The sequence below is a fragment of the Methyloceanibacter methanicus genome (assembly GCF_001723285.1).
Taxonomy (GTDB): Bacteria; Pseudomonadota; Alphaproteobacteria; order Rhizobiales; family Methyloligellaceae; genus Methyloceanibacter; species Methyloceanibacter methanicus.
In genome coordinates this window covers 281238-306239 of the sequence record NZ_LPWG01000012.1, presented here as the reverse complement: position 1 = coordinate 306239, position 25002 = coordinate 281238, and the positions used below count along the sequence as shown (strand labels likewise).

General features: G+C 64.0%; 29 protein-coding genes, 1 tRNA gene and 1 pseudogene. 11 read left to right on the top strand and 20 right to left on the bottom strand.

Translation table 11 applies throughout. The features are described 5' to 3' along the window. Positions 1 to 72: 72 nt before the first annotated feature. The 5 genes from AUC68_RS11125 (at position 73) to AUC68_RS11110 (ending at position 1875) form a co-directional block, all read left to right on the top strand. Positions 73 to 387: a hypothetical protein gene (locus AUC68_RS11125; protein WP_069437685.1), complete on the top strand. Its 315-nt coding sequence runs from the start codon at positions 73 to 75 to the stop codon at positions 385 to 387. 84 nt (positions 388 to 471) lie between these two features. Then, positions 472 to 948 (top strand): hypothetical protein, encoded by a 477-nt coding sequence (locus AUC68_RS11120; RefSeq protein WP_141701232.1) that lies wholly within the window; start codon positions 472 to 474, stop codon positions 946 to 948. A 90-nt stretch (positions 949 to 1038) separates the two neighbouring features. After that, positions 1039 to 1114, top strand: a tRNA-Cys gene (locus tag AUC68_RS16815). A gap of 157 nt (positions 1115 to 1271) precedes the next feature. Then, positions 1272 to 1508, top strand: a complete 237-nt coding sequence (locus AUC68_RS11115) for a hypothetical protein (protein ID WP_069437683.1) — start codon at positions 1272 to 1274, stop codon at positions 1506 to 1508. Positions 1509 to 1680: 172 nt separating this feature from the next. Then, complete coding sequence (locus AUC68_RS11110) at positions 1681 to 1875, top strand: hypothetical protein (RefSeq protein ID WP_069437682.1); 195 nt, start codon at positions 1681 to 1683, stop codon at positions 1873 to 1875. A 154-nt stretch (positions 1876 to 2029) separates the two neighbouring features. Here the strand turns inward: AUC68_RS11110 and AUC68_RS11105 are convergent, their stop codons facing one another. Beyond that, positions 2030 to 2644, bottom strand: coding sequence for a L,D-transpeptidase (locus tag AUC68_RS11105; RefSeq protein ID WP_083240660.1), 615 nt, complete (start codon positions 2642 to 2644; stop codon positions 2030 to 2032). A gap of 194 nt (positions 2645 to 2838) precedes the next feature. Between AUC68_RS11105 and AUC68_RS11100 the strand changes: the two genes are divergently transcribed. Beyond that, entirely contained in the window at positions 2839 to 3510 is a 672-nt protein-coding gene (locus AUC68_RS11100; protein WP_069437680.1) for a DsbA family oxidoreductase, read from the top strand. Between the two features lie 51 nt (positions 3511 to 3561). On the opposite strand, the gene AUC68_RS11095 is transcribed toward AUC68_RS11100, so the two are convergent. From AUC68_RS11095 to AUC68_RS11035, 13 genes and pseudogenes are all read right to left on the bottom strand, one after another. Then, the gene (locus AUC68_RS11095; RefSeq protein ID WP_204377022.1) at positions 3562 to 4731 is read right to left on the bottom strand and encodes an HlyD family secretion protein; all 1170 of its coding nucleotides are present in this window, start codon (positions 4729 to 4731) and stop codon (positions 3562 to 3564) included. Continuing rightward, positions 4724 to 5332 (bottom strand): hypothetical protein, encoded by a 609-nt coding sequence (locus AUC68_RS11090; protein WP_069437679.1) that lies wholly within the window; start codon positions 5330 to 5332, stop codon positions 4724 to 4726. The genes AUC68_RS11095 and AUC68_RS11090 overlap by 8 nt, the downstream gene beginning before the upstream one ends. A gap of 53 nt (positions 5333 to 5385) precedes the next feature. After that, positions 5386 to 5709 carry an HdeA/HdeB family chaperone gene (locus AUC68_RS11085; RefSeq protein ID WP_083240659.1) on the bottom strand — a complete coding sequence of 108 codons (324 nt, stop codon included), beginning with the start codon at positions 5707 to 5709 and terminating at the stop codon, positions 5386 to 5388. 18 nt (positions 5710 to 5727) lie between these two features. Then, positions 5728 to 7206 (bottom strand): mechanosensitive ion channel family protein, encoded by a 1479-nt coding sequence (locus AUC68_RS11080; protein ID WP_069437678.1) that lies wholly within the window; start codon positions 7204 to 7206, stop codon positions 5728 to 5730. Between the two features lie 111 nt (positions 7207 to 7317). Then, positions 7318 to 8733, bottom strand: a complete 1416-nt coding sequence (gene mgtE / locus AUC68_RS11075; protein WP_069437677.1) for a magnesium transporter — start codon at positions 8731 to 8733, stop codon at positions 7318 to 7320. Positions 8734 to 8938: 205 nt separating this feature from the next. After that, complete coding sequence (locus tag AUC68_RS11070) at positions 8939 to 9202, bottom strand: hypothetical protein (protein WP_069437676.1); 264 nt, start codon at positions 9200 to 9202, stop codon at positions 8939 to 8941. Between the two features lie 105 nt (positions 9203 to 9307). After that, on the bottom strand, positions 9308 to 9568 hold the full coding sequence (locus AUC68_RS11065; protein WP_141701229.1) for a hypothetical protein: 261 nt from the start codon (positions 9566 to 9568) through the stop codon (positions 9308 to 9310). Between the two features lie 637 nt (positions 9569 to 10205). Next, positions 10206 to 10628, bottom strand: a pseudogene (locus AUC68_RS11060) (cell wall hydrolase); the annotation flags it as partial. Then, entirely contained in the window at positions 10544 to 10921 is a 378-nt protein-coding gene (locus AUC68_RS11055) for a hypothetical protein (RefSeq protein WP_141701228.1), read from the bottom strand. The gene AUC68_RS11055 and the pseudogene AUC68_RS11060, both read right to left, overlap by 85 nt. Positions 10922 to 11195: 274 nt before the next feature. Beyond that, positions 11196 to 11459, bottom strand: coding sequence for a GlsB/YeaQ/YmgE family stress response membrane protein (locus AUC68_RS11050; RefSeq protein ID WP_069437672.1), 264 nt, complete (start codon positions 11457 to 11459; stop codon positions 11196 to 11198). Between the two features lie 121 nt (positions 11460 to 11580). Continuing rightward, positions 11581 to 12039: a Gmad2 immunoglobulin-like domain-containing protein gene (locus AUC68_RS11045; protein ID WP_083240656.1), complete on the bottom strand. Its 459-nt coding sequence runs from the start codon at positions 12037 to 12039 to the stop codon at positions 11581 to 11583. 159 nt (positions 12040 to 12198) lie between these two features. After that, positions 12199 to 12696, bottom strand: a complete 498-nt coding sequence (locus tag AUC68_RS11040; RefSeq protein ID WP_083240655.1) for a YpsA SLOG family protein — start codon at positions 12694 to 12696, stop codon at positions 12199 to 12201. A gap of 17 nt (positions 12697 to 12713) precedes the next feature. Beyond that, complete coding sequence (locus tag AUC68_RS11035; RefSeq protein ID WP_069437670.1) at positions 12714 to 13565, bottom strand: aspartyl/asparaginyl beta-hydroxylase domain-containing protein; 852 nt, start codon at positions 13563 to 13565, stop codon at positions 12714 to 12716. A gap of 179 nt (positions 13566 to 13744) precedes the next feature. On the opposite strand from AUC68_RS11035, the gene AUC68_RS16040 reads away from it, so the two are divergent. The 3 genes from AUC68_RS16040 (at position 13745) to AUC68_RS11025 (ending at position 15280) form a co-directional block, all read left to right on the top strand. Beyond that, positions 13745 to 13960 carry a hypothetical protein gene (locus AUC68_RS16040; RefSeq protein ID WP_083240654.1) on the top strand — a complete coding sequence of 72 codons (216 nt, stop codon included), beginning with the start codon at positions 13745 to 13747 and terminating at the stop codon, positions 13958 to 13960. Then, positions 13954 to 14172 (top strand): hypothetical protein, encoded by a 219-nt coding sequence (locus AUC68_RS16035; RefSeq protein ID WP_083240653.1) that lies wholly within the window; start codon positions 13954 to 13956, stop codon positions 14170 to 14172. The genes AUC68_RS16040 and AUC68_RS16035 overlap by 7 nt, the downstream gene beginning before the upstream one ends. A gap of 358 nt (positions 14173 to 14530) precedes the next feature. Next, positions 14531 to 15280: an ion channel gene (locus AUC68_RS11025; protein WP_069437811.1), complete on the top strand. Its 750-nt coding sequence runs from the start codon at positions 14531 to 14533 to the stop codon at positions 15278 to 15280. Here the strand turns inward: AUC68_RS11025 and AUC68_RS11020 are convergent. Then, entirely contained in the window at positions 15277 to 16296 is a 1020-nt protein-coding gene (locus AUC68_RS11020; RefSeq protein ID WP_069437669.1) for a glycoside hydrolase family protein, read from the bottom strand. The genes AUC68_RS11025 and AUC68_RS11020 overlap by 4 nt on opposite strands. Before the next feature lie 93 nt (positions 16297 to 16389). After that, on the bottom strand, positions 16390 to 17133 hold the full coding sequence (locus AUC68_RS11015) for a hypothetical protein (protein WP_069437668.1): 744 nt from the start codon (positions 17131 to 17133) through the stop codon (positions 16390 to 16392). Between the two features lie 318 nt (positions 17134 to 17451). Between AUC68_RS11015 and trmFO the strand changes: the two genes are divergently transcribed. Further along, a complete protein-coding gene (gene trmFO / locus AUC68_RS11010) occupies positions 17452 to 18870 on the top strand; it encodes a methylenetetrahydrofolate--tRNA-(uracil(54)-C(5))-methyltransferase (FADH(2)-oxidizing) TrmFO (RefSeq protein ID WP_069437667.1) in 1419 nt (472 codons plus the stop codon). A gap of 2 nt (positions 18871 to 18872) precedes the next feature. Here the strand turns inward: trmFO and AUC68_RS11005 are convergent, their stop codons facing one another. The 3 genes from AUC68_RS11005 to yajC are packed head-to-tail and all read right to left on the bottom strand — an operon-like array spanning position 18873 to position 22779. Next, positions 18873 to 19721: a phytoene/squalene synthase family protein gene (locus AUC68_RS11005; RefSeq protein WP_069437666.1), complete on the bottom strand. Its 849-nt coding sequence runs from the start codon at positions 19719 to 19721 to the stop codon at positions 18873 to 18875. A gap of 21 nt (positions 19722 to 19742) precedes the next feature. Continuing rightward, positions 19743 to 22385, bottom strand: coding sequence for a protein translocase subunit SecD (gene secD, locus AUC68_RS11000; protein ID WP_069437665.1), 2643 nt, complete (start codon positions 22383 to 22385; stop codon positions 19743 to 19745). A 46-nt stretch (positions 22386 to 22431) separates the two neighbouring features. Beyond that, positions 22432 to 22779: a preprotein translocase subunit YajC gene (gene yajC, locus AUC68_RS10995; RefSeq protein WP_069437664.1), complete on the bottom strand. Its 348-nt coding sequence runs from the start codon at positions 22777 to 22779 to the stop codon at positions 22432 to 22434. Between the two features lie 276 nt (positions 22780 to 23055). Here yajC and AUC68_RS10990 point away from each other — a divergent pair, with 276 nt between their 5' ends. Continuing rightward, positions 23056 to 23775, top strand: a complete 720-nt coding sequence (locus AUC68_RS10990; RefSeq protein ID WP_425283227.1) for an ATP-binding protein — start codon at positions 23056 to 23058, stop codon at positions 23773 to 23775. Positions 23776 to 23788: 13 nt separating this feature from the next. Here AUC68_RS10990 and AUC68_RS10985 read toward each other — a convergent pair whose 3' ends face one another. Beyond that, entirely contained in the window at positions 23789 to 24811 is a 1023-nt protein-coding gene (locus tag AUC68_RS10985; RefSeq protein WP_158008297.1) for a M23 family metallopeptidase, read from the bottom strand. Positions 24812 to 25002: the final 191 nt, after the last annotated feature.

Genomic DNA, 25002 nt, shown 5'->3' with positions numbered 1-25002 from the left:
GGTGCGCGCCGAAACGGCAAGAACAACGAGCAAGAACGACGAGCAAGAAGAACGAGAAGGAGACCATCGCTCATGACCGAGACCAGTGTTGAGGCGCATAAGGATCATCTGCGCTACGAGCAGGAGCATTTGAAATGGTCGGCGGACCATATGCGGGCGCTGGCAATTCTCAAGCGGGTCGAGGCGCACCTCTTCGCCCATGAGGCCGAAATCGCGGCGCATCGCGCGGAGATCGCCCGTCACGAAGAGTCCATCGCGCACGGCGACGCGCACGCCCCCAGCCCCTCGAAAGGGGAGCACGAGACCTTGGGCCGCGCCCACACCGAGGCCGGGAAGAGTCACGATCGTCTCCTCAGCGCGATCGCCGGTCTCGAAGAATTCCTTTGAGGGCCGACGGCGCCGGTTAAAATCTGGGACTGGCGGACACGTTTCCCCGCCGCCGCGCCGCGCAGACCCCCCGAAGGAGCCGACATGCCCGACCCCCAAACCAACGCGCTTTCCGACCGCCTGCGGCGGCTTCCGGGCCAGATGCTCTTGGCGCTGGTCAACGGCACCGCCGTCCTCGTGATCGTGGCGGCGCTGCTCGCGCTTGCCGCCACCGCAAAGGTCACGCATCTGGCCGAGACCGTCGCGGCCACCATGACCGACGCGGTCCTCGCGCGCGTCGACGTGAAGCCGGGCCGCGTCAAAGCGCAGCTCGGAAACCTCACCGCCGAGATCCAGGCCCTGCGGACCGCGCTGCAGGAGAAGGAGGCGGAAAAGCGCGCCGCGCTCGATCCGGCGATCGCGCAGCTGAACGCACGGCTCGAAGCGCTGGAGACCGCGATCGGCCAGCTCAGCGATGCGCGGTCGCGTCTTCTCGACGCAGCAACGGCGCGTCTCAGTCTCTCGTTCGGCGAAGCGCTCCAGGATTTCGGCGCCTGCAAGATGCGCGCGCCAAGTCCGTGAGCGCATGTGGGCGCGCGGCGTTTTCGGGCGGACGCGGGGAACGGTGCTCCGCCCTTGACCGAAAGGCTGCCGGGGCGTTAAGCGATGGCCGCCCTGGTCGTCTAAACGGTAAGACTGCGCGGTCTACAGGACCGCGTGTTGTGCGGTTCGACTCCCACTCAGGGCAAGAGCCGGCCCGCTTCCGACGCGGCGCCGCCTCGCCCGGCAAACGCCCTTCTTTTCTCGAAAAACGCGCATTTTTCCACTTGCCAGGGGGCGCGTTTGACCCACTATTTTCGGTTGCGCGGCGACTGGCCGCGTCTCTATATGAAGGAACGAACAGAATGCTCAAGCTCTTGAGTGCGTTGACGTTTGGTACGGCGTTGCTGCTTGGGTTCGCCTCCATGCCAGCCCCTTCTTTCGCCCAGGACGACATGGGTGAAGAGATCATGTCCGAAGAAGGGATGACGGACGAGGCACCGGCCGATGACGAAATGATGGACGAGGCTCCGGCCGGAGACGACACGATGGACGAGGCTCCCGCCGAGGAAGATCCGATGGAGGAGTCCGAGGAGGGCTAACGGATCCCACGGTTTTCATTCGCGAATGAACACCACGAGGCGCCGGCCGCAAGATCGGCGCCTCATCTGCTTCCCCAGCCGCTTGTTCTGGATCAAAACGGCTCTTCAACCAACTTTGCTAGGCTTGCCGGCAAGAACACCCAAATCCCGGAAACGCGAACCAGGAGTAACCATGAGCATCGAAAACCTCACGCTCGAGGAAGTGGAGCGCCGCATTCAGATCGTCGAGGAGAATTTGCGCGAGCTGATGGAGCAGGCCGCCGCGTTTTCCGGCGCCGCCGACGAAGAGCGCAATGCGGCGCGCATCGCCGATCAGCAGGAAAAGCTCGATGCGCTCCTGGCGCGGCGCGAGCAGCTCATGGCGTAGAACGGTTTGATGGGAAAGCCTCCCGCTCGAAAAGCAAGAAACACGGAGGCGCCAAGAAGCCCTGCTCAAAGTGCCCGAAGAAGAAGCCGTGCTCGAAGTGTCCGAAGCGCCGCGAGACCAGCTAGCCCGTTTTCACGATGCGCGAACCAAAACCCTAGCGTTGCCGCCTGCGGAACAGGCCGCGGAAGGGGCCGGCGCGCTGCCCCGTTTCCGTCGGTCCGAAGGCCTCACCTTGACCTCGCGTGCGCACGGCCGGCGGGGCGGAACTCGCGGCCCAGTTGCCGGCAGGATCCGACCCCGCGACGACCACTTTGGTGCCGCCCATGCCGTGGCTTTCGACCAGGGAATAGAGCGTCTCGGCGTTCTTGAGCGAAAGCCGCACGCAGCCATGGGAGCGTGGCGTGCCCATGCCCGGATGATTGGAGCCGTGAATGGCATGGCCGCGCGTGGTGAAGAATATCGAGTGGGGCATCCCTGCACCGTCCCACTCGTCCGAATAGTGCATCTTCTCCATGCGAAAGGCGGCGTAGTTGCCCGTCGGCGTCGAATAGCCCGAGGCACCGGTGGAAACAGGCCAGCGATAGCGCGTCTCGCCGTTCACGGAGACGGTCATGGTCTGGGTGGGCTTGTCGATGTTGATGAGGATGGCGGCGAAGGCCTGGCTCGTCAGCATGCAGAGCATTGCGGCGAGAAGGCCCTGCAAGAGTCCATGCCGCAAGACGCGATTCCGACAGCGGCGCCCTGCTCGATCCGTTGCTTTGACACTCATGGCGTTCGTCCCCGCGATGGCACATTGGCCGTGTACATCATAGCATGAAGCGGCCGGGTAAGCATGACGCCGCCACTCGCGGTCCCGCCGGAGCCGCGACCCGCTCGGCACCGCATATGGGGTGGTTTTGCGCCGGCGCAAGGCTGCAGGCGTGCCATGGCGGCCGGATCGGGCCGTAAACGAGAAGGGAAACCATGTCCAAGGTCGAAATTTCCTATTATTCCGACGTGCTCTGCATCTGGGCCTACGTGGCCGAGCGGCGCCTGGACGAGCTCGCGGAACAGTTCGGCGATCAGATCGACATCGTCCCCCGCTACTGCTCCGTGTTCCCCGATGCATGGGGGAAGATCGAAAGCCGAGGCGGGTTCGAGCAGTTCAACAAGCATCTCAAGGAGGTCGCGGCGCGGTTTCCCCATATCACCGTCCATGACGACGTGTGGCTGCGCGGCCGCCCGCGCACTTCCGCCAGCCCGCACCAGTTCCTGAAGGCCGTCAAGCTGGTGGAGGGCGACAGCCCGGCCCTCCCCTATCTCGACAGGCTGTCCACGCGTGCCGCGCGGGAAATCCGCCATGCCTTCTTCGCCGAGGCCCTGGACATCGGCGATTGGCAGGTTCATCGGGAGATCGCGGCTCGCATCGGCATGGACTATGGGGCCATCGAGCAGACGTTCCGCTCGTCGGAAGCCCTCGCCGCGCTCACGATCGATTACGGCATGGCCGGCGACAATGGCGTCGCCGGCAGTCCCACCTTTCTCATGAACGAGGGGCGGCAGAAGCTCTTCGGCAATGTGGGCTACCGGCTTCTCGAAGCCAACGTGCAGGAGCTGCTGCGCCACCCGAATGAGGACGAAGCCAGCTGGTGCTGAGGCCGGCAGCGAAAGCCTAGTGCGCCCCGCCGCCGGCAAGCCCGATGCCGGTCACGAGCGCGATCCAGACTTTGATCCGGAGACCCCAGGCCTTGATGATGCCGAGCCCGCCCAGGATGTGGCCGAGAAGCCCGTGGGGAAGATTGCGGTCGTAGGTCTGTACGATACAGCCGCTGCCATTGACCAGGAGCTCCCGATGCTCCGGGTAGACCATCTCGAGCAGCACGACCACCTCGCCCCGCTTCGAGAACTCCGAGGCTCGAGCAGCCGCCCGGTCGGGGCCACCTGCCCCGCGGCGATTTCCGGCTGTATCGCCGTGATCCGCGCGGGCAGCACGGCGTCCGTCATCGCCACGTTGAAGTTCGTATCGCAGGCGACCTCGGCCGGCATCCCGACATAGAGGACCGAGCGCGCGACCTGTGCGAACCCGGCGAGGACGCGCTTGGGATGGGCCTTGTCGCGATCGGGAATGATGAGCATCGCCGGGTTTGAGGCAAATTGCGCGGCACGGGCACCCACATGCAAGGTGAGTTGATCGACAACCCCGTCCACCTCGGACCGGACCGTCGTCTTCTCCAACTCCACCTTGGCTTGTTCGAGCGCCGCATTGGCGCTTTCGCGCTGCGCGGGCAGGACTTCCTTCAGCTGGAGATTGGCCTCGTCGAGGAGCGCCTCCGCCTGCGCCACCTTGGCCTCGCCCGCCGACTTGTCCGCCACCGCAGCCTGATAGCGGCGCTCGTTATAGGCCGGCGACTTGCGCTTCTTGAGCTCGGCCTGGTCGTCGAACACCTCGATCGCCTGCTGCAGCTCCGCTTTCTCGCGATCGAGGGAGGCTTGCGCGGAATGGATTTCCGCTTCGGCGGAGGCGAAGGATTTGTCGATCTCGGCGAGCTTGAGCTCGGCGGCCTTCACCGCGGCCTGTTCGGTCGCGTCGTCCACGGTGAACAGAACCTGTCCCGGCTTCACGCGGCTGCCGTTGTCGACCTCGATGCTCGTGACCGTGCCACCATTCTCACTGACGACCGGAACCGTGCGAAACGGCACGAAGCCCGTGTAGGACTTTGGGTAATAGTAGAACACCGTGAAGAAGACGATGAACGCCAGGGCCAGCCACGCGAAGAGCGCGATATGGACGTTGTACAGCGTGATGGGAATCCCCTTCCAACGGAGATACAGCACCCGCAGCACGAACGGGATCGAGGTTACGGTCAGCTCAATCACGTCCGGTCCCTCCCTTCGCGCCTGCTTCCTTATCCGCGGGTGTCGCCGGCGTCCCTTGCGGCTCTTGCTCCGCCCCGCCAGACGGCTCGGCCTTGGCGGCGCGCGGGCGCCGCTTCGCAGCGGACTGTGCCGGCGATTTCTCTGAAGGTTTCGCTGACGGTTTCTCTGGCGGCTCCTCATGCACCCGTCGTCCGCTGTGGTCGTGCTCGCCGATATGTTCGTGCTGCAATTCGTCGAGCAACGCCCCTTCCAGTTCGCCTTTGAGGATGTGCTCCTTCCGCGGCTCGAACCACAGCATCAGGTCGCGCGCGAGTGCCGTCGCGATGAGGGCCAATGGCAGCAGAATGCTGAAATGACTCAGAGGCGGGAAGATCTCATAGGCAAAGGCGATCATGAGAAGCGTGGGGATCGTCGTCTTTAGCGGCGTGCCTTCATTGTGCTCCTCGGCAAACCGGTCGAAACGCGCGTAGAAATGAAAGACGGCGAAGATCAGAAGAAAGAGAAGGATCAGCGCCGCGAATGCGGTCGTGTCGGTCTGCCCTGGCGGCGTCCACCAGGGGACCGTTTGCGCGTCCGCGCCTGTCGTCGGTTCTGCCGTCACGCCCGTCCCCCTGCCCCTAACGCAAATGGCCGATCAAGCTTTCGCTCGTCGCCTTATGGCTTCATCAAGGTCTCGACCGCCTCGAGCAAATTCGTGTCGGGATTCTCCAGACAATAGTCGCGCAGCTTCTTCTCATTGCCCTTCAGCCTCTCGACATCGACAACGGTGTTTCCGCTCTTGCCGCTGTAAAAGCCGCTCAGCCAAACGGCGATCGTGTCGGGGCTCGCGACCTTATAGAGCGCGAACTGATCGCACGTGATCTTGCTCACATCGATGGTGACCTGTGCCGATGCACCGGTGCCGCACGTTGCCGCCAGCACCAACGAAAGCGCAAACGACCGTGTGGCCGCCGCAAATGACTTCAGCCGCAGAGACATGTGAAGGACTCCTGATTTCTACTTGCCGTCGTCGTCATGACCCTCGTCGCCTTCGGAAATCGATGCTCTATCGGCCGAAGGCGTCCTCTTGATGGCGGGCGTCGGCGTGGCTTTCGCCGGATCCGTCGGGATGAAATGCACATCCTGCTGCGGGTACGGGATCGAGATGCCCGCGGAATCGAATAGCTCCTTCACATAGCGCATCAGGTCCCAATAGACCGTCCAGTAATCGGAGGTCTTGACCCAGGGCCGGCAAATCAGATTGACGGAGCTGTCCGCCAATTCGTTGACGCGGATCGTGGGTGCAGGGTCCTTCAGCACGAGCGGATGGGCATCGACCGCCCGCTCGAGAATCTTCAAGGCCTCCGGGATCGAGTCGTCGTACGAAATGCCGAAGACCAGATCGACGCGGCGCGTGTCGCTTGCGGTGACGTTGGTGATCACATTGCCCCAAACGTTCTTGTTGGGGATGACGATGACCTGGTTGTCCGGCGTCGTGACCGTCGTCGCCACGATATTGGTACTCTTCACCGTTCCGGCGACGCCGCCGACATCCACATAGTCGTCCACATCGAAAGGACGATAGATCATGATCATCAAACCCGCCGCGAGGTTGCTGAGCGAGTCCTGCATGGCGAAGGCGGCGATGATGGATGCGCCACCAAACAGTGCGAAGAGCGGTGTCACGTCGACCCCCAGCCCCGACAAGACCAGCATCAAGCCAAAGGCCAGCACGAGCCAATAGATGATGCCGACGACGAAAGCTTGAAGGAGATCCGAGATGTTCGGCACATGCCCGATCCAGCGCCGGACCAGCTTGCGGACCATCCGCGCCACGAACAGCAAGACGAGGAAAGAGAGGAGGACGATCCCGACGTTCTTGGCGAGCGCGATGCCGCCGTCCTCGCTGGTGGTCCAATCCATCGCCCAAGCCAAGAGGGTCTTGGTGTCGGCCTTTCGCGTCTCCTCGAGGAAGATGGCGTTCTGATAGTCGCGGTAGACGGTGATTTCCTTGTCGTCGCCGCCCTTCTTTTCCCAGGCATTCAGAACAGCGCTGTAGCGATCGAAGAGATTGTTCCGCTCGGCGTAGAGGGCTGTCAGCTTCTCGCGCTCGGCGTCCTCGACCGTGCCATCGACTTTGGAGAGAGCGATCTGCGTGTCGACCACCTCTTCGGTCTTGCTCTTGACGATCTCCAGCCACTTCGCGGCGAGGGCCTTGAGCTGATCTACGGTGAGCGGAACGGTGAGCAGTTCGAGATCTTCCAGCTTCACCGTGGGATCGGTGAGTTCACTGGAAAGTCCGTCGTCCGGCTCGGCCTCGTCGGTCTGCTGGGGTGCGGCGGCGGCAGGCGCGGGCGCGGCGGCAGGCGCGGGCGCGGCGGGCGCCTCGGCCGCAGCGCCTCGGTCGGCAGCATCCTGTGCGAATGAGGTTTGTGGCAGAGCCAGCGCTGCGAGCCCGCAAAGAAGCAGCCCGCAAAGAAGGACCAGTCGCGACATCGTTTCCCCCCCACTTCCGGTTACGATCCAGGCTTTTACTAGCCGTTTCGGCTCGGCTGTAAAACCCTTAAGCGCGCATGCATCGCGCGCTCGGTTCGGTTACGCGCCATTTCAAAAATAGAACGTGCTGGCCATCAGGAAGTAGACCAGTACGCCCACCACGTCATTGCTCGTCGTGATGAACACCCCTGTCGCCGCGGCGGGATCGATGCCGATGCGGTCGAGCGCCAGGGGAACGAAGGAGCCGACAATCGCTGCGATCGTGGTCACCGTCAGCAAGGACAGCGATGTCGCCAGCGCCAGCCGCACGGGATCCTCGACATCGAAAACGAGCGACCCGGCGAAGATGAGCGTCGCGAGAATACTGCCCGCAATCGCACCGTTGAGGAGCGCCCCGAGAAGCTCGCGCCCGAAGCGGAAGATCAAGCGGTCGCCGGGCCAGTTGGAGCCCATGGCCAAGGCCTGAACCGAGACGACCGAGGCCTGCAGGCCGGCGTTTCCGGCCATCGACATCACGACCGGGATGAAGGCCGCGAGGATCGCCGCCTTCTCGAGCTCGTCCTCGAAGGAACCGATAATGAGGGCCGCGATGGTCGCGCCCACGAGACCCGCCAGAAGCCAGGGCAAGCGGTTGCGTACGATGAGCGGAACGGAATCCGTCGGCCGCGCATCCTCGTTCACGCCGCCAAGCTTCAGCATGTCTTCGGCGGCTTCCTCCGCAACGACACGCGCCAGCATCTTGGTCGTGATCTGTCCGACGAGGCGTCCGTCGTTATCGACGACGGGCAAACTCTTGAACTCCGTGCCGGCCGCGGCGAGCGCCGCCGCTTCCTGGTCCGTCGCCGACGAGACGATGGGAAACTCGGTCGACATGATTTCGGACAACGGCGTTTCCGGCGACACCAGCAACAAGGCACGCGGCTTGAAAGCGCCGATCGGCCGGTTCTCGCCGTCGATGACGAAGACCGTATCCACCGATCCGATCATGTCGGAGGCGCTTTGCAGCGCGGCCACGGCCTCGGCGGCCGTACGGTCCGGCGCGAGCGCAACATGGCGCCGCTGCATGATCTCGCCGGCACTCTCCTTGCTGAAGCCCAAGGAGGCTTGAATCTGGTCGAACTTCTTGAGGTCCGGGCCCAGGCGATCCTGGACGTCGTCCGGCAGGTCCTGAAACGTCTCGAAGGCCATTTCGGGCGGCATCCGGAGGATGAGATCGCGCAGTCGCCCCACCGTCTCGTCCCGGGTGATCGCCGCGCGGAATTGCGGCCGGAGTTCGGACAGGACCCGCGAAGACGTCTGGTCGGGCAAGATGTCGAGGAGCTTGCGGGCAGCCTTGAGGGGCAACCGGACCAACAGCTCCATGATGTCCTCGGGCGACCAGCGCGCGAGGATATTCCGGACGGTCTTCTTGTCCTTCTCGCGAATGAGCTGCCGCAGCGCCAGAATGGCGGCATCGTTGGCATCGGCGGCGACGCCCTCGCCTTCCGGAATCCATCTCAGATCGGACACGGGCTGGGCATCGACCATCGTTCACCTCTGGATGGCCCGAGAGACGGGCGCGATGCGGGGCAATCTTTCTGGCTCGGCGGCAGGTGTGCCGCACAAGACGTGACCGGTCAATGTGGCGAAGCGGCTCGACGTTGGAGCACGGAACGCGCCGCCAGACGGAATGTCGGGGGAGCTCTTCTGGTGCGGTGCAGCGCTTGGTGCGCCGCACCGCGCCCTGCGAGGCCTATTTGGCCGTCATGTTGCGAATCAGTCCGGCAATGAGCGTCAGCACGATGCCGCCCACGCCGCCGCCGACGATGTCGCCGACCCAGCCTTCGATCATTTGGCCGGCGAAGTTGCCCATCAGCTGCCCCAAGACACCGCCACCGACGGCGCCCGCGATGGCATTGCCGATCGGGCTGAGCGAATAGTTCTTTGCCGCCGCACCCACGGCGCTGCCACCGACAGCACCGGATACGGCCTGCACCAGCAGGCTTGTAAGATCCATTTGGTAGTCCCTCCCTTACCCCCGCACGTGGTCGGCGGGAACGAACACTTTAAAACGCTTGGAGGGGGTTCGTCACTTGTCTGAATGCGCCAGCCGGAAACGGCGCTATTCGATCCGGCTGAAGACGCGCACGGCAGCATAGGCCAGGAGCGACAGGACGAAGACGCCGCCCACGGCGCCGAGCACGGCCATGCCGAGCGGCAGCCGGTCGGCCTCCGCGATGCCGAGAAAGTCGAACCCTTGGACGGCGAACACGCCGACAAGTCCGATCCCGATCGCGAACACCGTGACGGCGACGAGCACAGCAAAGCGCCGCACTTGCCTTCGGCGCTCCAAACGGCTGCTGAACATGGCGCGTCGTGTCATCGATGCGATCTTCGCAATCCAACATCCAGAACAAGTCCCGTGGGCGAGTCGGAGTCGAAGGATTTGGCGCCGCCGGAAGGGAACCCACCGCAACGGCCCCTGCGGCGAACGCTGTGGAGCGGTTCGGTCATGGCGCGCCTGTGGTAGCCGCTACAAGGCCGGCCAGCAAGCGCCGTCCTGATGCGCGGCAGGCAATTTCCCGATCACGAGGCCTAGCGGCTTTGTCTTCTAGCAGTCTTGCCTTCGCGCGGTCTTGTCTTGGGGACGATGTCCCGCCGGGGAAGAGATGATGGATGGATAGATGGGTGACGGATATGCGGCTGTCTCGCGCGAAAAGCCACCCGCCGTGTTAGTCGGCCCGGTGCCCGCGTGTGGCGCTGCATTCGCCGAAGGTCGGCGTATCACCATAAGTCAGGCAAGCCGCCTGGGCCGTTTCCGCAGGCGCGAGGGTCATGGGCAGTGCGGGGCCCTGTTCCGTCACGCAGCCCGCGAGAGCCAGAGGCGCAAGCACTATCAACAGCCATCGCATTGCTTCACTCCCGTGTCAGCCAGAGGACGATGCTAACGGCTTACAGATATGGCGCAGATGGGGAAATGCAAGGGGGCGACCGGCTCGGCCGCCCCATCGTGATCGGATCTAAGCGCTTGGGTCGATGTAGAAAATATGCCGCCCAATACGCGCGGTCAGCTCGAAAAACTTGGCCCAGTGCGGGCGAACATAATCCGCGTGATAGTGGGTCGCGGACGCCAACGAAGCCAGAACCTGATACTCGCTCCGCTCGCGCTCATTGGGATTGTTGGCAAGCAGCCAAGCCGCGTAGCCACGCACGCGATACCAGACCGTGGTATTGCGGATCTTGTCCGCCTTGCCGTCACAGGCAAAGGAAAACTGGCAGCGGTTGTGGCGGTGGCTGTTCTGATAGACCACACCACAGACCGTGTTCGGATAGTTCCTGCTGGCGACCCGGTTCAGGATCACCCGGCCGACCGCCAGTTGACCGCGCCATGGCTCGCCACGGGCTTCGAAATACATTCCCTCGGCCAGGCACCGAAGCTGCGCGCGGCCTGCGCATCGAACTCGATCGGCCCCGTCCCCTGCGCAGCCACTTCCAGGGCCGCGGACGTCACGCCGCTAACGGGCATCTCGACGGCGGCTTGATCCGACGCGTCTTCCGGCTCGCTCAGCGCGGCTACGACTTGCGCGGCGGCACCGAGGCCCGCCTTTGAATTGTGCGCTGCAACGAAAGAATTGTCATTTTGCGCCACGTCACCAGCAGAGGCCGGTACGGCGAGTCCAAGCAATGCGAAGACAAGAAGAAGTCCCCTAATGCTGAAGAGTCCCAGACCCCTCATAGATAAGCCTCACAGTTGTTGACACTGTGCGGGAGAAACCCGCTGAGGCCGGGGCTTTTGCTAGATAATTCTGACGAAGGCAGGTTCAGGTTGTGACGAAAACGTGGCCTCGCCGTAACAAACTGCGGCAAAATGTTTCAGTGGGAGGGTCATGTTGCGGCGCAGCAACGCTCCATCGTCCGTCCGAGGCCGTCCCTGGACGGCGAAGCGCCGCTCCGCTAATCCGCGGAACGGCGCAAAGAGACGTCAATACGTTGATATTACGCGCTATTTTCTAGGCCAAGATCTTCCTGATCAGCTTCACGACCACCAGGAGAATCACCGCGCCGATAAAGGCCGCAATGATCGATCCCAATATGCCGCCGCCGAACGTGAGGACGATGCCGATTTGGGGCAGCAGAAGCCCCGTCACAAGAGCACCGAGAATACCGACGACGATATCGCCCACGAGGCCGTATCCGGTCCCTTGGACCAGCAAACCCGCGAGCCAGCCGGCTATGGCGCCGACGACCAAAATAATAATGAGTGCTTCCAGCATTGTTCCCCCCTTTGCTGAAGACGTTGTGCTCATTTAGACGGCGTATTCTACCACAATGCCCGGCGGGCATTGCGCGAAACGTCGCAGTATTACCAGTTTTTACAGAGCGCCATTTGGCCCATTAAGGCTTCAGGACAAGTGGAATCACCGTCCGGCCCGGCGGGAATCCTTCGCCGTCCGACACATCCTCGTCGAAAACCTCGAGGTGGCCGATCTGCTGAACGGTGACCGTGTAGGGAATCGTGAAGCTGAACGCGCCAGGACCGTCGACACCGCCGCCGGTGGTATTGCCGCTGGCCAGCACCGCACCGTCCCGCGCCAGAAGCTTCCACTGCACGTTGCTCTCGAAACTGCGCGAGCATCCCGTCACTTCGAAGCCGCTCTCGACCCGTTCGCCCGCTTTCGGGCCCGTGGCGATCACGAAGGCGGCGTCATCGAACGCGCCGTCCTCGTTCGAGCAGGTGTCGGTCTCCTCGCCTTCGACGAGACTCCCCATCGCCGCTGCGGAAACGGCGCCAAGCGCCAGGCTCGCACCCAAGACCCCACCGGCGAGCATCCTTCGCATCGTGTCATGCGTCATTGCATCCTCCTCAGGTCGTGACTCTCCTTAGTCCCCGGGCCATAGCCGCAAGACGGGTTTTGCCCCGATATGGACACAATTCCCGACGCGCGATCGGGTTCCGGTCCGAACGCGCGGAAGACCCGGCACATGCGCCGAGAATCGGGACCGGGGCCCCGTTCAGCACCGCGCAGCGATCTCCGTCAAAACGGACTCGAGCACGCGCCGGGCTGTCGCCTCGAGCCCGGGCGCTTCGCTTTCCCGCGGGCCCGCAATGCACACGGGATCGCCCGCGAACGGTGCCAGGAACGCCAACACCTGGCGCGCGGCCTCCGGGTCGTCGACGTCGACGATGGCGACGGATCTCTCGAGGGCCCCCGCATGCCGCACTGCGCGCCGGGTCCCTTCCGAGACCGCAAGACCGCCCTGCCTGACCAGGACCAGAAGCGCGGACGAATCCCGGACGTTCCAGTCCGTCCGCTGCTCGGGTTCGCGGGACGGCGTCTCGCGCAGGTTCGGATAGAGCGCCAGCACACCGGGCGGCTGCGGCAGATCTTCGGCCCAGCCACCCTTGGGGCACCAGCCGCCGTAAGGCGTTCCCGTCGCGACCGCCGCCTCGAGGGCCGCGCGATCGCGCCTGTCTGCCCGCCGGAGATCACCGTCGGCATGGCCCGGCAGTCACTGGGGCCGGCCGCTCACGCCGCCTCGGAACGGGGCGCCGGCGGTTCGGTGGACTTCGCACCGGGGCGCAGCATCTTCCAGTTCTTGTAGAAGACCTTGTTGGCCCGCTCGACCAGCACCGACACGCCGGCGATCAGGCTGCCGAGGGCGGCCGGATAGGCCGTGGGGCGCACGATGTCCATGAACACCACGAAACGCCGCGCGTCGTAGTCGTTGACGGAGCGATGGATCAGCGTGTCGTCGAAGATGTAGAGCGGGTCGTCGCGCCAGAAGTGCTTCTCCCAGCCGCACTGAATGTACACCTTGTCCGTATCGACGGGCGTGAGGTTGTACAGAACGCGCAAGGTCAGCCGCAACGGGCCGTAGTGAAACGAGGTGGATTCCTGGCCGGAAAAGACGGAGACGGCGATTGTCTTGACGTATTTGTAGTCGCGCTTCAGCGCCTCGACGGAATGCTCCTTGCGCTTGCCGTACCACTCATAGACGTACATGCCACGGCGGCCGTCTTCGAACGTCTCGTCGATTTCGGCAAGGATCTCGTCCTTCTGCGCGCGGAAAACGTCGAGCACCGAGTCCACCTCGGCGCGCCATTCCGGCGGGAGGTCGTCGAGCTTGTAGACGCCCTTGTTGCGGTAGCAGAACAGATCGACCGCCAGATTGAGCGGCGACAGAAGCCAGGTCGTGATGCCGTTTCCGAGGAAGTATTTGCGGAACACCATGGCGTCCCGGCGCTTGTTGCGCATGACGTCGATCAGGCCGCAACCGAGATAGAAGACGGTCAGCAACGGCACGAAGACGAGCCCGAGGAAAAGCACCACCCCGGCGATTCCAAACCGCCTGATCGCCTTCTTCGTCGCACGCTCCATCGGCACTACCCCCTAGATCACAACTGCGCGATACGGCCCCCGAAATAAGCCATTCCTATGGCGATGTCCAAGCCTGACGCGCAGGATGGACCTTCACGCAGGCGGGGCGAAAATCCACGCCCAAGCCCGCCAGGAAGAGGTGCCGGAAGGCGCAGGGGACAGGATCGCAAGGGAGCGCGATGTCGTTGAGAGTGCTACTGCTGGGCTTCGTGGCCGGGTTTCTGGCCACGATCCTCTTTCACCAGGGGCTTTGGTTCGTCTTCAACCAGATCGGGCTCATCCCCATGAGCCGCCCCGCCTGGCCGACCGGTGCCATTCCCCCGCTGGGAATCCCCGCGCTGATATCGAGGCCTTCTGGGGCGGCCTTTGGGGGCTGGTGCTCGCCCCCTTGCTGACGCGGTTCAGCGGATCCGCCTACTGGCTGTCCTGGATCCTTGCGGGCGCCATCGCCCTGCCCCTGGTGGCCTTCTTTGTCGTGCCGCCGCTGAAGGGCCTCGAGACGCCGCCGCTCTGGCCGCGCTATCTCGTCTCGATGATGCTGAACGCCACCTGGGGCTTGGGAACCGCGCTGATCTTGCGCGGGCTTGGCGGCGCACGCTCGTCCTGAGAGGCGGATGCGGCGCGGGCTTGGCCGGCGCACAAGGGATGAGCGCGACGGCACCGCGTGGTAAAGAGTGAGGTTCGGCGTTCTAGTCCCCCGGGATCGCGGCCTATACTATCGGTCGCCGTCACTTGCCGTTCCGACTTGCCAGAGATAACGCGGGCTCCGCCTCAGCCAGATGACATCCGCCCCCACGAAAGCTTCCAAGGCACCTTCCAAGGCACCTAACAAGGCACCTTCCAAGACAAGGCACGTATCCGCCACAAAGGCGGTCGCCGCAGGCGACGAGCTCACTGACTTGGAAGGCGACGGCATCGCTGAATCACCTGAGGCCGGGACGAACGGACAATCGCTCCGCCAACGCTTGCGGCTGCTTTATCACGGCCATAGCCGCGCGGCCCACCGGTTTCGCTACGTGCTCCTGGCCTTCGACATCGTCACCGTGGCCTTCATCATCGCCACGTCCTTTACGCCCGATCAGCCGTGGATCGAATATCTGGACGTGTTCTTCGGCGTCATCATCCTGACGGACTTCCTTGCACGTCTGTGGGTAAGCCCCCATCCGGCCCGCGAATTCCTACACATTTCCACCTGGGCGGACATCATCGCCATCTTCTCGTTCCTGGCGCCCATCGTCGGAGAAGGCCTCGGCTTCCTGCGGGTGCTGCGAACGGTCCGCCTGCTGCATACCTATCAGCTCATGTCGATGTTGCGCGCCGACTTCCCCTTCTTCCGCAGGAATGAAGAGACGGTCATCGCCGTCGTCAATCTCATCGTGTTCCTCTTCATCACCACGGGCCTCGTTTACGAGACGCAGCACTACCGCAATCCGTCGATCGGAAACTATGTCGATGCTCTCTATTTCACCGTCACCACGCTGACCACGACGGGCTTCGGCGATATCACGCTGGAGGGGTCTCTCGGCCGGCTGATCGCCGTCATGATCATGATCTTCGGTGTGACCTTGTTCTTGCGGTTGCTGCAGACCCTGCTGCGGCCGCAAAAGGTGCGCTATCCGTGCCATGGTTGCGGGCTGCAGCGGCACGAGGTGGACGCGGTCTTCTGCAAGGCGTGCGGCGCCAAGCTCAATATTCCCGACGAGGGCCGGTTCTAGCACACACGGACCGGGCCCCGCCGGCGCGGGCGGCTACCAGTCCGCGTTCGTCCCGCGCGTGTCCACATGGACAAAGCTCGGATAGACACCGACGCCGCCTTTGAACATCCGTTCCTGCGAGCCGTCGGTCCGCAGTTGCTGGCGCAAGACACTGGCCCATTCCGCAGGACCGGACGGGGACTCACAATGAAATCCACGGCGCAGAACCTGAGATGCTGACTGTGCTTCGCGCCGCCGACCTTCCCGTTGTAGGCCGGGCTCCGATAGACGCTGGTGGTCTGGATGGGCGCGCCCATCAAACCCCTGAGCCGGTCGAGCACCTGCGCCGTCTCGGCGATGTTCTTCCAGAGATCGCGCGGCGGCTTTCTGTTGAGACCGCGCGCCGCGCTCTGCGGATTTGAGTGCGCCGCCCCCATGACCAGAAACTCGTAGGGTTTGAAGAAGCGCAAGCCCAGGCCTTCGATGAACGCTTCGAATTCGCTGTCGAAGTCGCCGGCGACGGCCGGCTCGATGCCGACCGGATCGGCGGCGGGTCCCGTTGCCACGTTCAGCGTGGTTCCGCCAAGCTGGAGCGGCTTACCGAGAAAGAGATTGCGCTCCTGCCCCCGGCGCCGGACCAGCCCGTTGAGCTTGATCTTCCTGCGCCCGGACGTGCCGTAGACCCATCTCAGGAACTCGTCGGCCGCGCCGGCGTAGTCCTTGCCGTTCAGCTTCCGGCGGAGCGTCGAGCTCTTGAAGTTTCTATTGCCCACGTTGAACGCGAAGGACACCAGCGCCGCGAACCGATCCGCCGTCAGCGGGACCGATACGTTTTCTTCGACACACGCTTCGTGCTCGGCGAGATCGTCCTTGAGGATTTGTTCGGCTTCCGCCCGGGTGATGCGGCGCCCGGCGAAGACATCCTTCCCCGTGTGCCCCCAACCGATCGTCCAGATTCCGACCGGGTCCTTGTAGGCCTCCAGTCTGAGGCCTTCAAAGTGCTTGATGAGTTCCAGTCCGCGATGATTGATCGCCATGTTCGGTCCTTCGCTGTTGTGCCGGACCGATGTCGAGCGCTCTGTGCGGCGAGACCTGCCGCAGCCTGGCGTGCCTGCTTCTATGGAGTGGTCTTACGCCGTCCGCTGGACTTCGCCGCGCCAATGCTCCGCATGCTGCGTGAATGTCGAGACCACGGCCTCGAACGTCGCATCTTCGGCCACGGCGCTGCCGCGTGTCGTCTGCACGACCTCGAAGACGCCGCGATAGTCGTTGTAGCCGTGCAGCTCTTCGTGGCGGCGCCACCACAGATCGCCCATCAGGAAAAACCGGATCCAAGAAAACAGGCAGTCGGTCCAATCTTCGAGATAGGATTGTAGCTGAAGGCTGGGGCACGAGAATAAAGTCGTGTCGTCATCGCGCGTGACCTTCACCAGGCGCCCATCGAGGAAGTGGTGTTCGGGACAGTCGATGAACACGAAACTCATGCGGTCATTGTCCGGATAAAGGCCCCGCGGATCGAAGAGCCGGAAGTCGATTCCCTGCACGCGCACCTCGTCGAGGACGATGTGGTACGCATCCCCATCCGGCGCGACCCGGACGGGAAGCCCTGCTTCGCGTGCCCGCGCGATCAGCCGCTCGGGGTGCTCGGTGATGTCGGAGGACACGAGAATCTCGCCTTTGCAGAGCTCGTCGACCAGTTCGATATTCGCGCGCGGCGGCCTATGGCCCTCGCCCACGACCGTGAGATGCGGCCGATCGCCGGGCCGCAAATAGCTGTCGCTCAGCCGCGCGAGCCGCTGCAGGTAGTTCAGCAAACGCGTCCGCGCCTGCGCGCTGCGGCAATTGCCTTTCCAGACGACGTTGACCGGGGACATGATGACTGAGCGACTCCTAATCAGGCGGGGATAAGCCCAAGCCCGGCCCCGCACGGCATTGGACGATCGCACCCTGCGCCGCCCCCGCAAAACAAGCAAGGCGGTCCGCCAAATAAGGTTTCCCGCCGCTTCACGGGATCGCTCGAATCACAGGGAGACGGTGAACCACGGGTCAACGCGTTGCCCCGGAAGGGGGAGCCTTCTCGAGGTGCGAGGAGCGCACGGACGTTGCAGCGCCGTCTCTGAAAACGCCGCGGGGCGCCCATTTTCCGCACCAAGGCGCTTGAAAGAGCCGGGCCCGAGGGCCTAGCTACACCCATGACAAAGACAGTGCATGTGATCGGCGGCGGCCTTGCGGGCAGCGAGGCGGCTTGGCAACTCGTTAAGGCGGGCGTGCCCGTCACCCTCCACGAGATGCGGCCCGAGCGCCAGACCGAGGCCCACAAGACGGACGGGCTTGCCGAGCTCGTTTGCTCGAATTCGTTCCGCTCAGACGATTTCGAAACAAACGCCGTGGGACTGCTGCACGAGGAAATGCGGCGGGCCGGATCCATCGTCATGGCCTCCGCGGACGCTCACAAGCTCCCGGCCGGCGGCGCGCTCGCCGTGGACCGCGACGGGTTCTCTCATGCGGTCACCACGGCGCTCGAGAGCCATCCCCTCGTCGAGATTGTCCGGGGCGAGGTGTCCGGTCTGCCGCCGGACGATTGGGACAACGTGATCATCGCCACGGGGCCCCTCACCTCCGAGGCCCTGGCAAAGGACATCGCCGCTCTGACCGGCGAGGCCGAACTCGCCTTTTTCGACGCCATCGCCCCCATCGTGCACTTCGAGTCCATCGACATGGATGTGTGCTGGCGCCAGTCGCGCTACGACAAGGTGGGACCCGGCGGAACCGGCGCCGACTACATCAATTGCCCGCTCGACAAAGCGCAATACGATGCCTTCATCGCGGCGCTGCTCGCCGGCGAGAAAACCGAATTCAAGGACTTCGAGAAGACACCCTATTTCGAGGGCTGCCTGCCCGTCGAAGTCATGGCCGAGCGCGGCGCCGACACGTTGCGCTACGGTCCGTTGAAGCCCGTGGGCCTCACCAATGCCAACCGGCCAGACGAGAAGCCCTATGCGGTGGTGCAGCTTCGCCAGGACAATGCGCTGGGCACGCTGTGGAACATGGTCGGCTTCCAGACCAAGCTGAAATATGCCGAGCAGGTTCGCGTCTTCCGGATGATCCCCGGGCTGCAAGACGCGGAGTTCGCGCGGCTTGGCGGCCTGCACCGCAACACGTTTCTCAACAGCCCCGTCTTGCTGGACGGCGCGTTGCGTCTCAAGGCGCAGCCGCGCCTGCGTTTCGCCGGCCAGGTGACGGGCGTCGAGGGTTATGTGGAGTCCGCCGCGATCGGGCTGATTGCCGGGCGCTTCTCCGCATCCGAATGCAAGGGCGAGCCGGTGTCGCCGCCGCCCCCGACGACGGCCCTAGGCGCGCTCCTCGCCCATATCACCGGCGGACATTTGAGCGCGGACAGCTCAAGCGGCAGCCGCAGCTTTCAGCCGATGAATGTGAACTTCGGTCTGTTCCCGCCAATCAGCGTTCCGCGCCAGCCCAAGGCGAAGGAGCCGCGCGCCGACGGCCGGCGCCCGAGCAAATCTCTGGCGCGCAAGACCGCGATGTCCGCCCGGGCGCTTGCGGATCTGGACGCGTGGCTTCAACAGGGCCAGTCGGTCGCCGCGGAATAAGCTTACCGCGCACGCATCAGACGCCAGAGACGATAGACCGGATTGATGCGGGCGATGTCGCGGAGCGGGTCGTTGACCTTGGCGAGCGCATTCAGATAAGGCTCGACCAGCGCGAGAGGCAGAAACGCCGTGCGTCCGGCCTCGTCGAGGCCCGTACCCTTCATGCCCTCGCCATAGAGGTTGAACCGCGCCTCTTCCAGCGCCGCGCGCGCGGTATCCCGCATCTCGGCGAGAAGCGCGATCAGCCCCGGCGCGGTGTGCCCCGCGAAGATGTCTTGCGGCGTTGTGCCGACTCTTTCGAGGGCATCGGCGGCGAGATAGGTCCGTCCCTTGGCGGCCAGCACCGGCAAGCTCCGCATCACCCGCACAAGCCCATAGGCCTCGCCGGCAGCCTGCGCGATCACGCCTTGGTTCTCACCTTCGGCACCGACGATCTCCGCCGCCAGCGCGAACAACCCGCCGGTCGTATCGAAGAGATAGGCCTTCAACGTGCGGGTATCGGGCATGACGGTTTCGCCGATATCGAAACTACGCGCATCGATGAGCCCCGCAATCCGCTCCCGCGACAAGCCACGCCGCGTGAGCACCGCACCGAAGGCATCCGCCACGGGATGCCCCGTCGCCTCTCCGGTCTCCGCGCGCGCAATGGCGTCGCGCCACCATTGGAGGCGGATGGCGCCGAGCCCCGGCTCGCTGACCTGGTCGGCAATGCGGGCAAGTTCTCCGTTGAAGGCGAAAAGCGCGAAGAGGTCGTCCCGCGCCGGCGATGGTGCGAACAGCGTGGCGATGGCGCGGTCTGGGTCGGCCTTGCGGGCCATGCGCCGGACCGTCGCTGCTTGCTCCCGCTCCATCAACAGGATGGCCTCGTGGCTTTAAGCGCCCGCCGCGGCCTCTGACTTGGCGCCTTTGGCGGTGCTGGTGCTTCCGGAAAAGGCCTCGCGCTGCACGCCGAGAATGAGCTGCATGGGCGAGGCAACGAAGATCGAGGAATATGCGCCCACGACGATGCCGAAACACATGGCCACGGCGAACCCGTAGATCGCCTCGCCGCCGAAGAACAAGAACGGCAGCATGGCGAGGAGCGTCGTGACATGGGTGAGCACGGCACGCGACAGCATCTCGTTGATCGACCGGTCCAGCAGTTCGACGAGCGGCATGCGCTTGTACTTGCGCAAGTTCTCGCGGATGCGGTCGAAGATCACGACCTTATCGTTGAGCGAATAACCGATAATGGTGAGGATCGCCGCAATACTCGAGACGTTGAATTCGAGTTGCAGCAGCGCATAGAGGCCGATCGTGGCGGTGACGTCGTGCACCAGCGAGGCAATGGCCGCGACGGCGAACTGCCACTCGAACCGGAACCACACATAGATCATGATGCCGATCATCGCGACGACGACCGCCAGCGTTCCGCCCGCGATGAGTTCGGACGAAATCGTCGGGCCGACGATCTCCGTGCGCCGATAGGTAACGGTATCGCCCAGCGCCTCCTTGACCTTGCCGATCGAGGCTTGCTGTTCCTCCTCGGTCGGCTGGGAGGCGATCCGGATCAGCACCTCGTCCGGCGCGCCGAACTCCTGGATCTGCACCTCACCCAAACCGAGACCGCTGATCTTCGAGCGGATGTCCGCAAGCTGCGCCGGGTTCTCCTTCGTCTGCACCTCGATCAGCGTCCCGCCCTGGAAGTCGATCCCCATGTTGAGGCCGACCGTCGCGACCAGCACCAAGGGCGCGAGTGTGAGAAAGGCGGAAACGAACCACGTGATAGCCCGCTGACTGACAAAGTCGATCTTCGTATCCGGTGGAATAAAAGTGATTGCCGCGAAACATGGACGATTCCTAAATTGGCGAAGCTCTGAAGGTGCGAGGCTCTGTGGCGATACGCTCCTAAGAGGGCAATTCCGAAGGGGTAGCTCCTTGGGCCGCTTCCAGCGCAGCCACATGGCGACCAACATGCGTGTCACCGTCACGGCGGTGAACATCGATGCCAGAATGCCGATCGTCAGCGTGACGGCGAAGCCGCGCACCGGACCGGACCCTAGCCAGAACAGCACCAGCACGGCGATCAGCGTGGTGACATTCGAATCGATAATCGTAATCAACGCGCGCGAATAGCCCGAGTCGACGGCCGCGATCGGCGACTTCCCGGCCCGCATTTCCTCGCGAATGCGCTCGTTGATCAGCACGTTCGCATCGACCGCGATACCGATCACGAGCACGATACCCGCGATACCCGGCAGTGTCAGCGTGGCGCCCATCAGCGACAGCACCGCGAAAATCAGCGCGACGTTCACAAGCAGCGCCAGGTTGGCGAAGGCGCCAAACAGTCCGTATGCGATGAACATGAAGGCGACGACCAGGATCATACCGGCGATGGCGGCCTTCTTGCCGCTGTCGATGGAGTCGGCACCGAGGCTCGCGCCCACGGTCCGTTCCTCGATCACGCTCAGCTTGGCCGGCAGCGCGCCGGACCGCAGCAGGACCGACAGGTCGTTCGCTTCCTGAACCGAGAAATTGCCGCTGATCTGTCCCGTGCCGCCGAGGATCGGTTCGCGGATGACGGGAGCCGAGATGACCTTGTTGTCGAGCACGATGGCGAAGGGCAGGCCCACATTCTCCTGGGTGGCGCGGCCGAAGCGTTTCGCGCCCGCCGCATCGAAGCGGAAGTTCACCACGGGCTCGCCCGTGCGCGAGTCGAACCCGGGCTGGGAATCGACGAGGTTTTCGCCGCTCACCATGACCCGGTCCTTCAGCAAATAAGGAACGGGCGGCTCGTCCTCGGAGTAGAGCAGTTCATCGCCCGGCGGAATCTTCTTGCTCAGCGCGACTTCGCCCGCATTCACGGACGGATCGACGAGCTTGAATTCGAGCTTGCCGGTCTCGCCGATCAGCCCTTTCAGGCGCTGCACATCCGAGACGCCCGGTACCTGCACGAGAATGCGATCCCGGCCCTCGCGTTGAATGCTGGGTTCGGTCGTGCCGAACGCGTCCACGCGGCGGCGGATCGTTTCGATCGAGGCCTGGATCGCCGAACTGATGCGGTCGTTCAAGCCGAGTTCGGTGGCTGTCAGCGTGATCTTGTCGCCACTCTTCGCGATCTCCATGTCGTTCCCGGAGAAGCCGCCGAAGACATCGTTGCCGACCGGTGCCGCGAGCTTCTTCAGCTCCGTAAAGGCTTTGTCGACATCCTCGGGCTTGCGAATGCGAACGGACACCGACCGCGTCGCGGCGTTCTTGTTCAAGTCCACGTAGCCGATGCGGTTGCTGCGCAGGGTCTCGCGCACGTCGCCACGGATCGTACCGAGCCAATCGTCGACGAGCTCGGCCTTGTCGATGCGATAGAGCAGATGCGCGCCGCCCTGAAGATCGAGACCGAGATTGACCTGCTTGTGGGGCACCCAGCTGGGCAGCCCCTGCAAGGCGGAGGACGGAAACAGATTGGGAGCTGCGAAGATGAAGCCGGCGAGCACGACGGCGCCAACGAGAATCACCTTCCATTTTTGGAAATGCAGCATTGCCGGATTTTAACTCCAGATCGATCGACGGTTCGGCGCGGGCGCCCTAGTCCGCCGTCTTGGATTCAGATTGCGCCGGGGCGGCACCTTCGCCCTTGCCACGGACCTCCGAGATCGACGTCCGCAAGACCTTGATCCGCACGCCATCGGCGACCTCGACTTGCAGCTCGCCCTCGTCGGCCTTGGCGACCTTGCCGATAATTCCGCCAGACGTCACCACCGTGTCGCCGCGGCGGATCGCTTCGATCATGGCGCGATGCTCCTTCATCCGCTTTTGCTGCGGCCGGATCATCAGGAAATACATGATGCCGATGATCAGAATGGTCGGGATCAGCAGGCTGTTGAGAGCCTCCATGCCGCTCCCCCCCGCCTGCGCATAGGCAAAACCATTCATTGCTCGTCTCTCCCGGTTGGCTTAAGGATGGCCGGAATTGGCCGATTTGGCGTGTCTCGCAAGCGTTTGTGCGAGCAGGCTCCAGCGCGCGATTGTGCGCGACTATACTGAGCTTGCACGCCTTTGCAACGGGGCGGTTATGAACTTTCAGGAACCCATTTCGGGTGTTTTGGAGCGTATCGCACAAGCCCTGGAGCGGCTTGTCCCCTCGCCCCCCGCCAGCCCGGACTTTTCCGCGCGGGCGCGTTTCTGTTTCAGTCGGAATCGGGGACGTTCGTGCCGGTCCGGGCCGTCAATTCCGTGCCCCTTCCGCTTCTCAAAGGGGTCGATCGCAACAAGGACCTCCTGTTCGCCAATACGGAGCGTTTCGCGCGCGGTCTGCCGGCCAATAACGCGCTCCTTTGGGGCTCGCGCGGGATGGGGAAGAGTTCCCTGATCAAGGCGACCCATGCCGCTCTCTACCAGGCGCACCCCCGGCTGAAGCTGATCGAGATTCATCGAGAGGACATCAGCGCCCTCCCCCGCATCCTCGGATTGCTCCGGAACGCGCCCGCCGACCGCTTCGTGCTGTTTTGCGACGATCTGTCCTTCGAGGCCGTGGACGACTCCTACAAGTCGCTGAAGGCGGTGCTCGAAGGCGGCATCGAAGGCCGGCCGTCCAACGTTCTCCTCTATGCCACGTCGAACCGGCGTCACCTGATGCCGCGCGAGATGATGGAGAACGAGTCCTCCACCGCCATCAATCCGGGCGAGGCCGTCGAGGAGAAGGTCTCGCTCTCGGACCGGTTCGGGCTTTGGATCGGCTTCCATCGTTGCAGCCAGGACGACTATCTCGCCATGGTCCGCGGGTACGCCTCGCACTATGGGCTGGATGCGCCGGAGATCGATCTCGACCGCGAGGCCCTGGAATGGGCGGCCACGCGCGGCAGCCGCTCCGGCCGGGTCGCCTGGCAATTCATTCAAGACCTGGCCGGCCGCCTGGAACGGACGCTGTAGGGCGCCCGAGCGTCTAGTTGGCCTGCGCCGCCATGCTGCTCATATATTTCGTCGGGTCGACGGGACGGGAGCCCTTGCGCAGCTCGAAATGGACCTGAGGCTGGCTGACGGACCCGCTAGTCCCCGCCTTGGCGATGACCTGGCCGCGCGAGACCTTGTCGCCGCGCTTGACCAGGATCTGATCGTTGTTGGCGTACGCGGACACCCAGTTGTTGGCGTGGCGCACCAGGACGAGGTTGCCGTAGCCTTTCAGCTCGTTCCCCGCATAGGCCACGACGCCGTTCTCCGCCGCCTTCACCGGCGTGCCCTGAGGCACGGAGATGTCGATGCCGTCATTGTGGCCGCCATCGGACTTGGTGCCGAAGCCGGAAATGATGCGTCCCTTCACCGGCCAGCGGAAGCTGGCACCCGACAGCGGATCGGGTGCCGGAAGCTGCCCGTTGCTGGCCACACCAGAGGCGGCTGCCGCGGGCGCGGACGCCGGTGCCGCCGGAGCGGTCGTCGTCGGTGCCGCGACGGTCGTGGTCGTCACTTTGCGCGGGGCCGGCGTCGCCGGTGCTGTCGGCGGCGTATAGGAGGCTTGAACTGCGGCAGCGCCTGTCGCTGCCGGCGTGCTCTGCACGGACCGCTGCGCCGCGGCCATGTTGGCACCCGGCATGACCAGAACCTGGCCGGGTCTCAGCCGGGCATCGTACAGATTATTGGCGGTTTGGATCGTCCCGATGGGGACTCCGTAGCGCTGCGACAGGCCGCTCAGCGAGTCGCCCTGCTGCACGGTCACGCGCGGCGCCGACGCATAAGAGGCGCTGGACGCGGACCGCGCTCCCGTAGTCTGCGAGCCGTATTGGCGGGTCCGGCTTGGGGTATAGGCTGCCTGGCGCTGGGGCGCGGTGCCGTTATAGCCACCTTGGGGCGGGATCGACGACGTGGTCGAATAGTCGGCGGCCCCGCTCTCGGCCATGCTCAGCGCCGGATAATCGAAGCGGGTGGACTCGTCGCTACAGCCAGCGACGCCAAGCGCTGTACCCAATGCCAAAACGGCGCACGAAATCCCCCGGATAAGTTCCGGCCCACATGCCACGCGCATTCTTCGCTGGCCCCCACGCAATACTCGATGAGGGGCAGTAAAGCGCGCCGCGAGTAAACAAGGCTTTAAGGACTGAGGCTGCTCGACGTGAATGTTCGATGGCTACGCGTGACAGCGGGCCGCTCACCGCGCTTCACGCG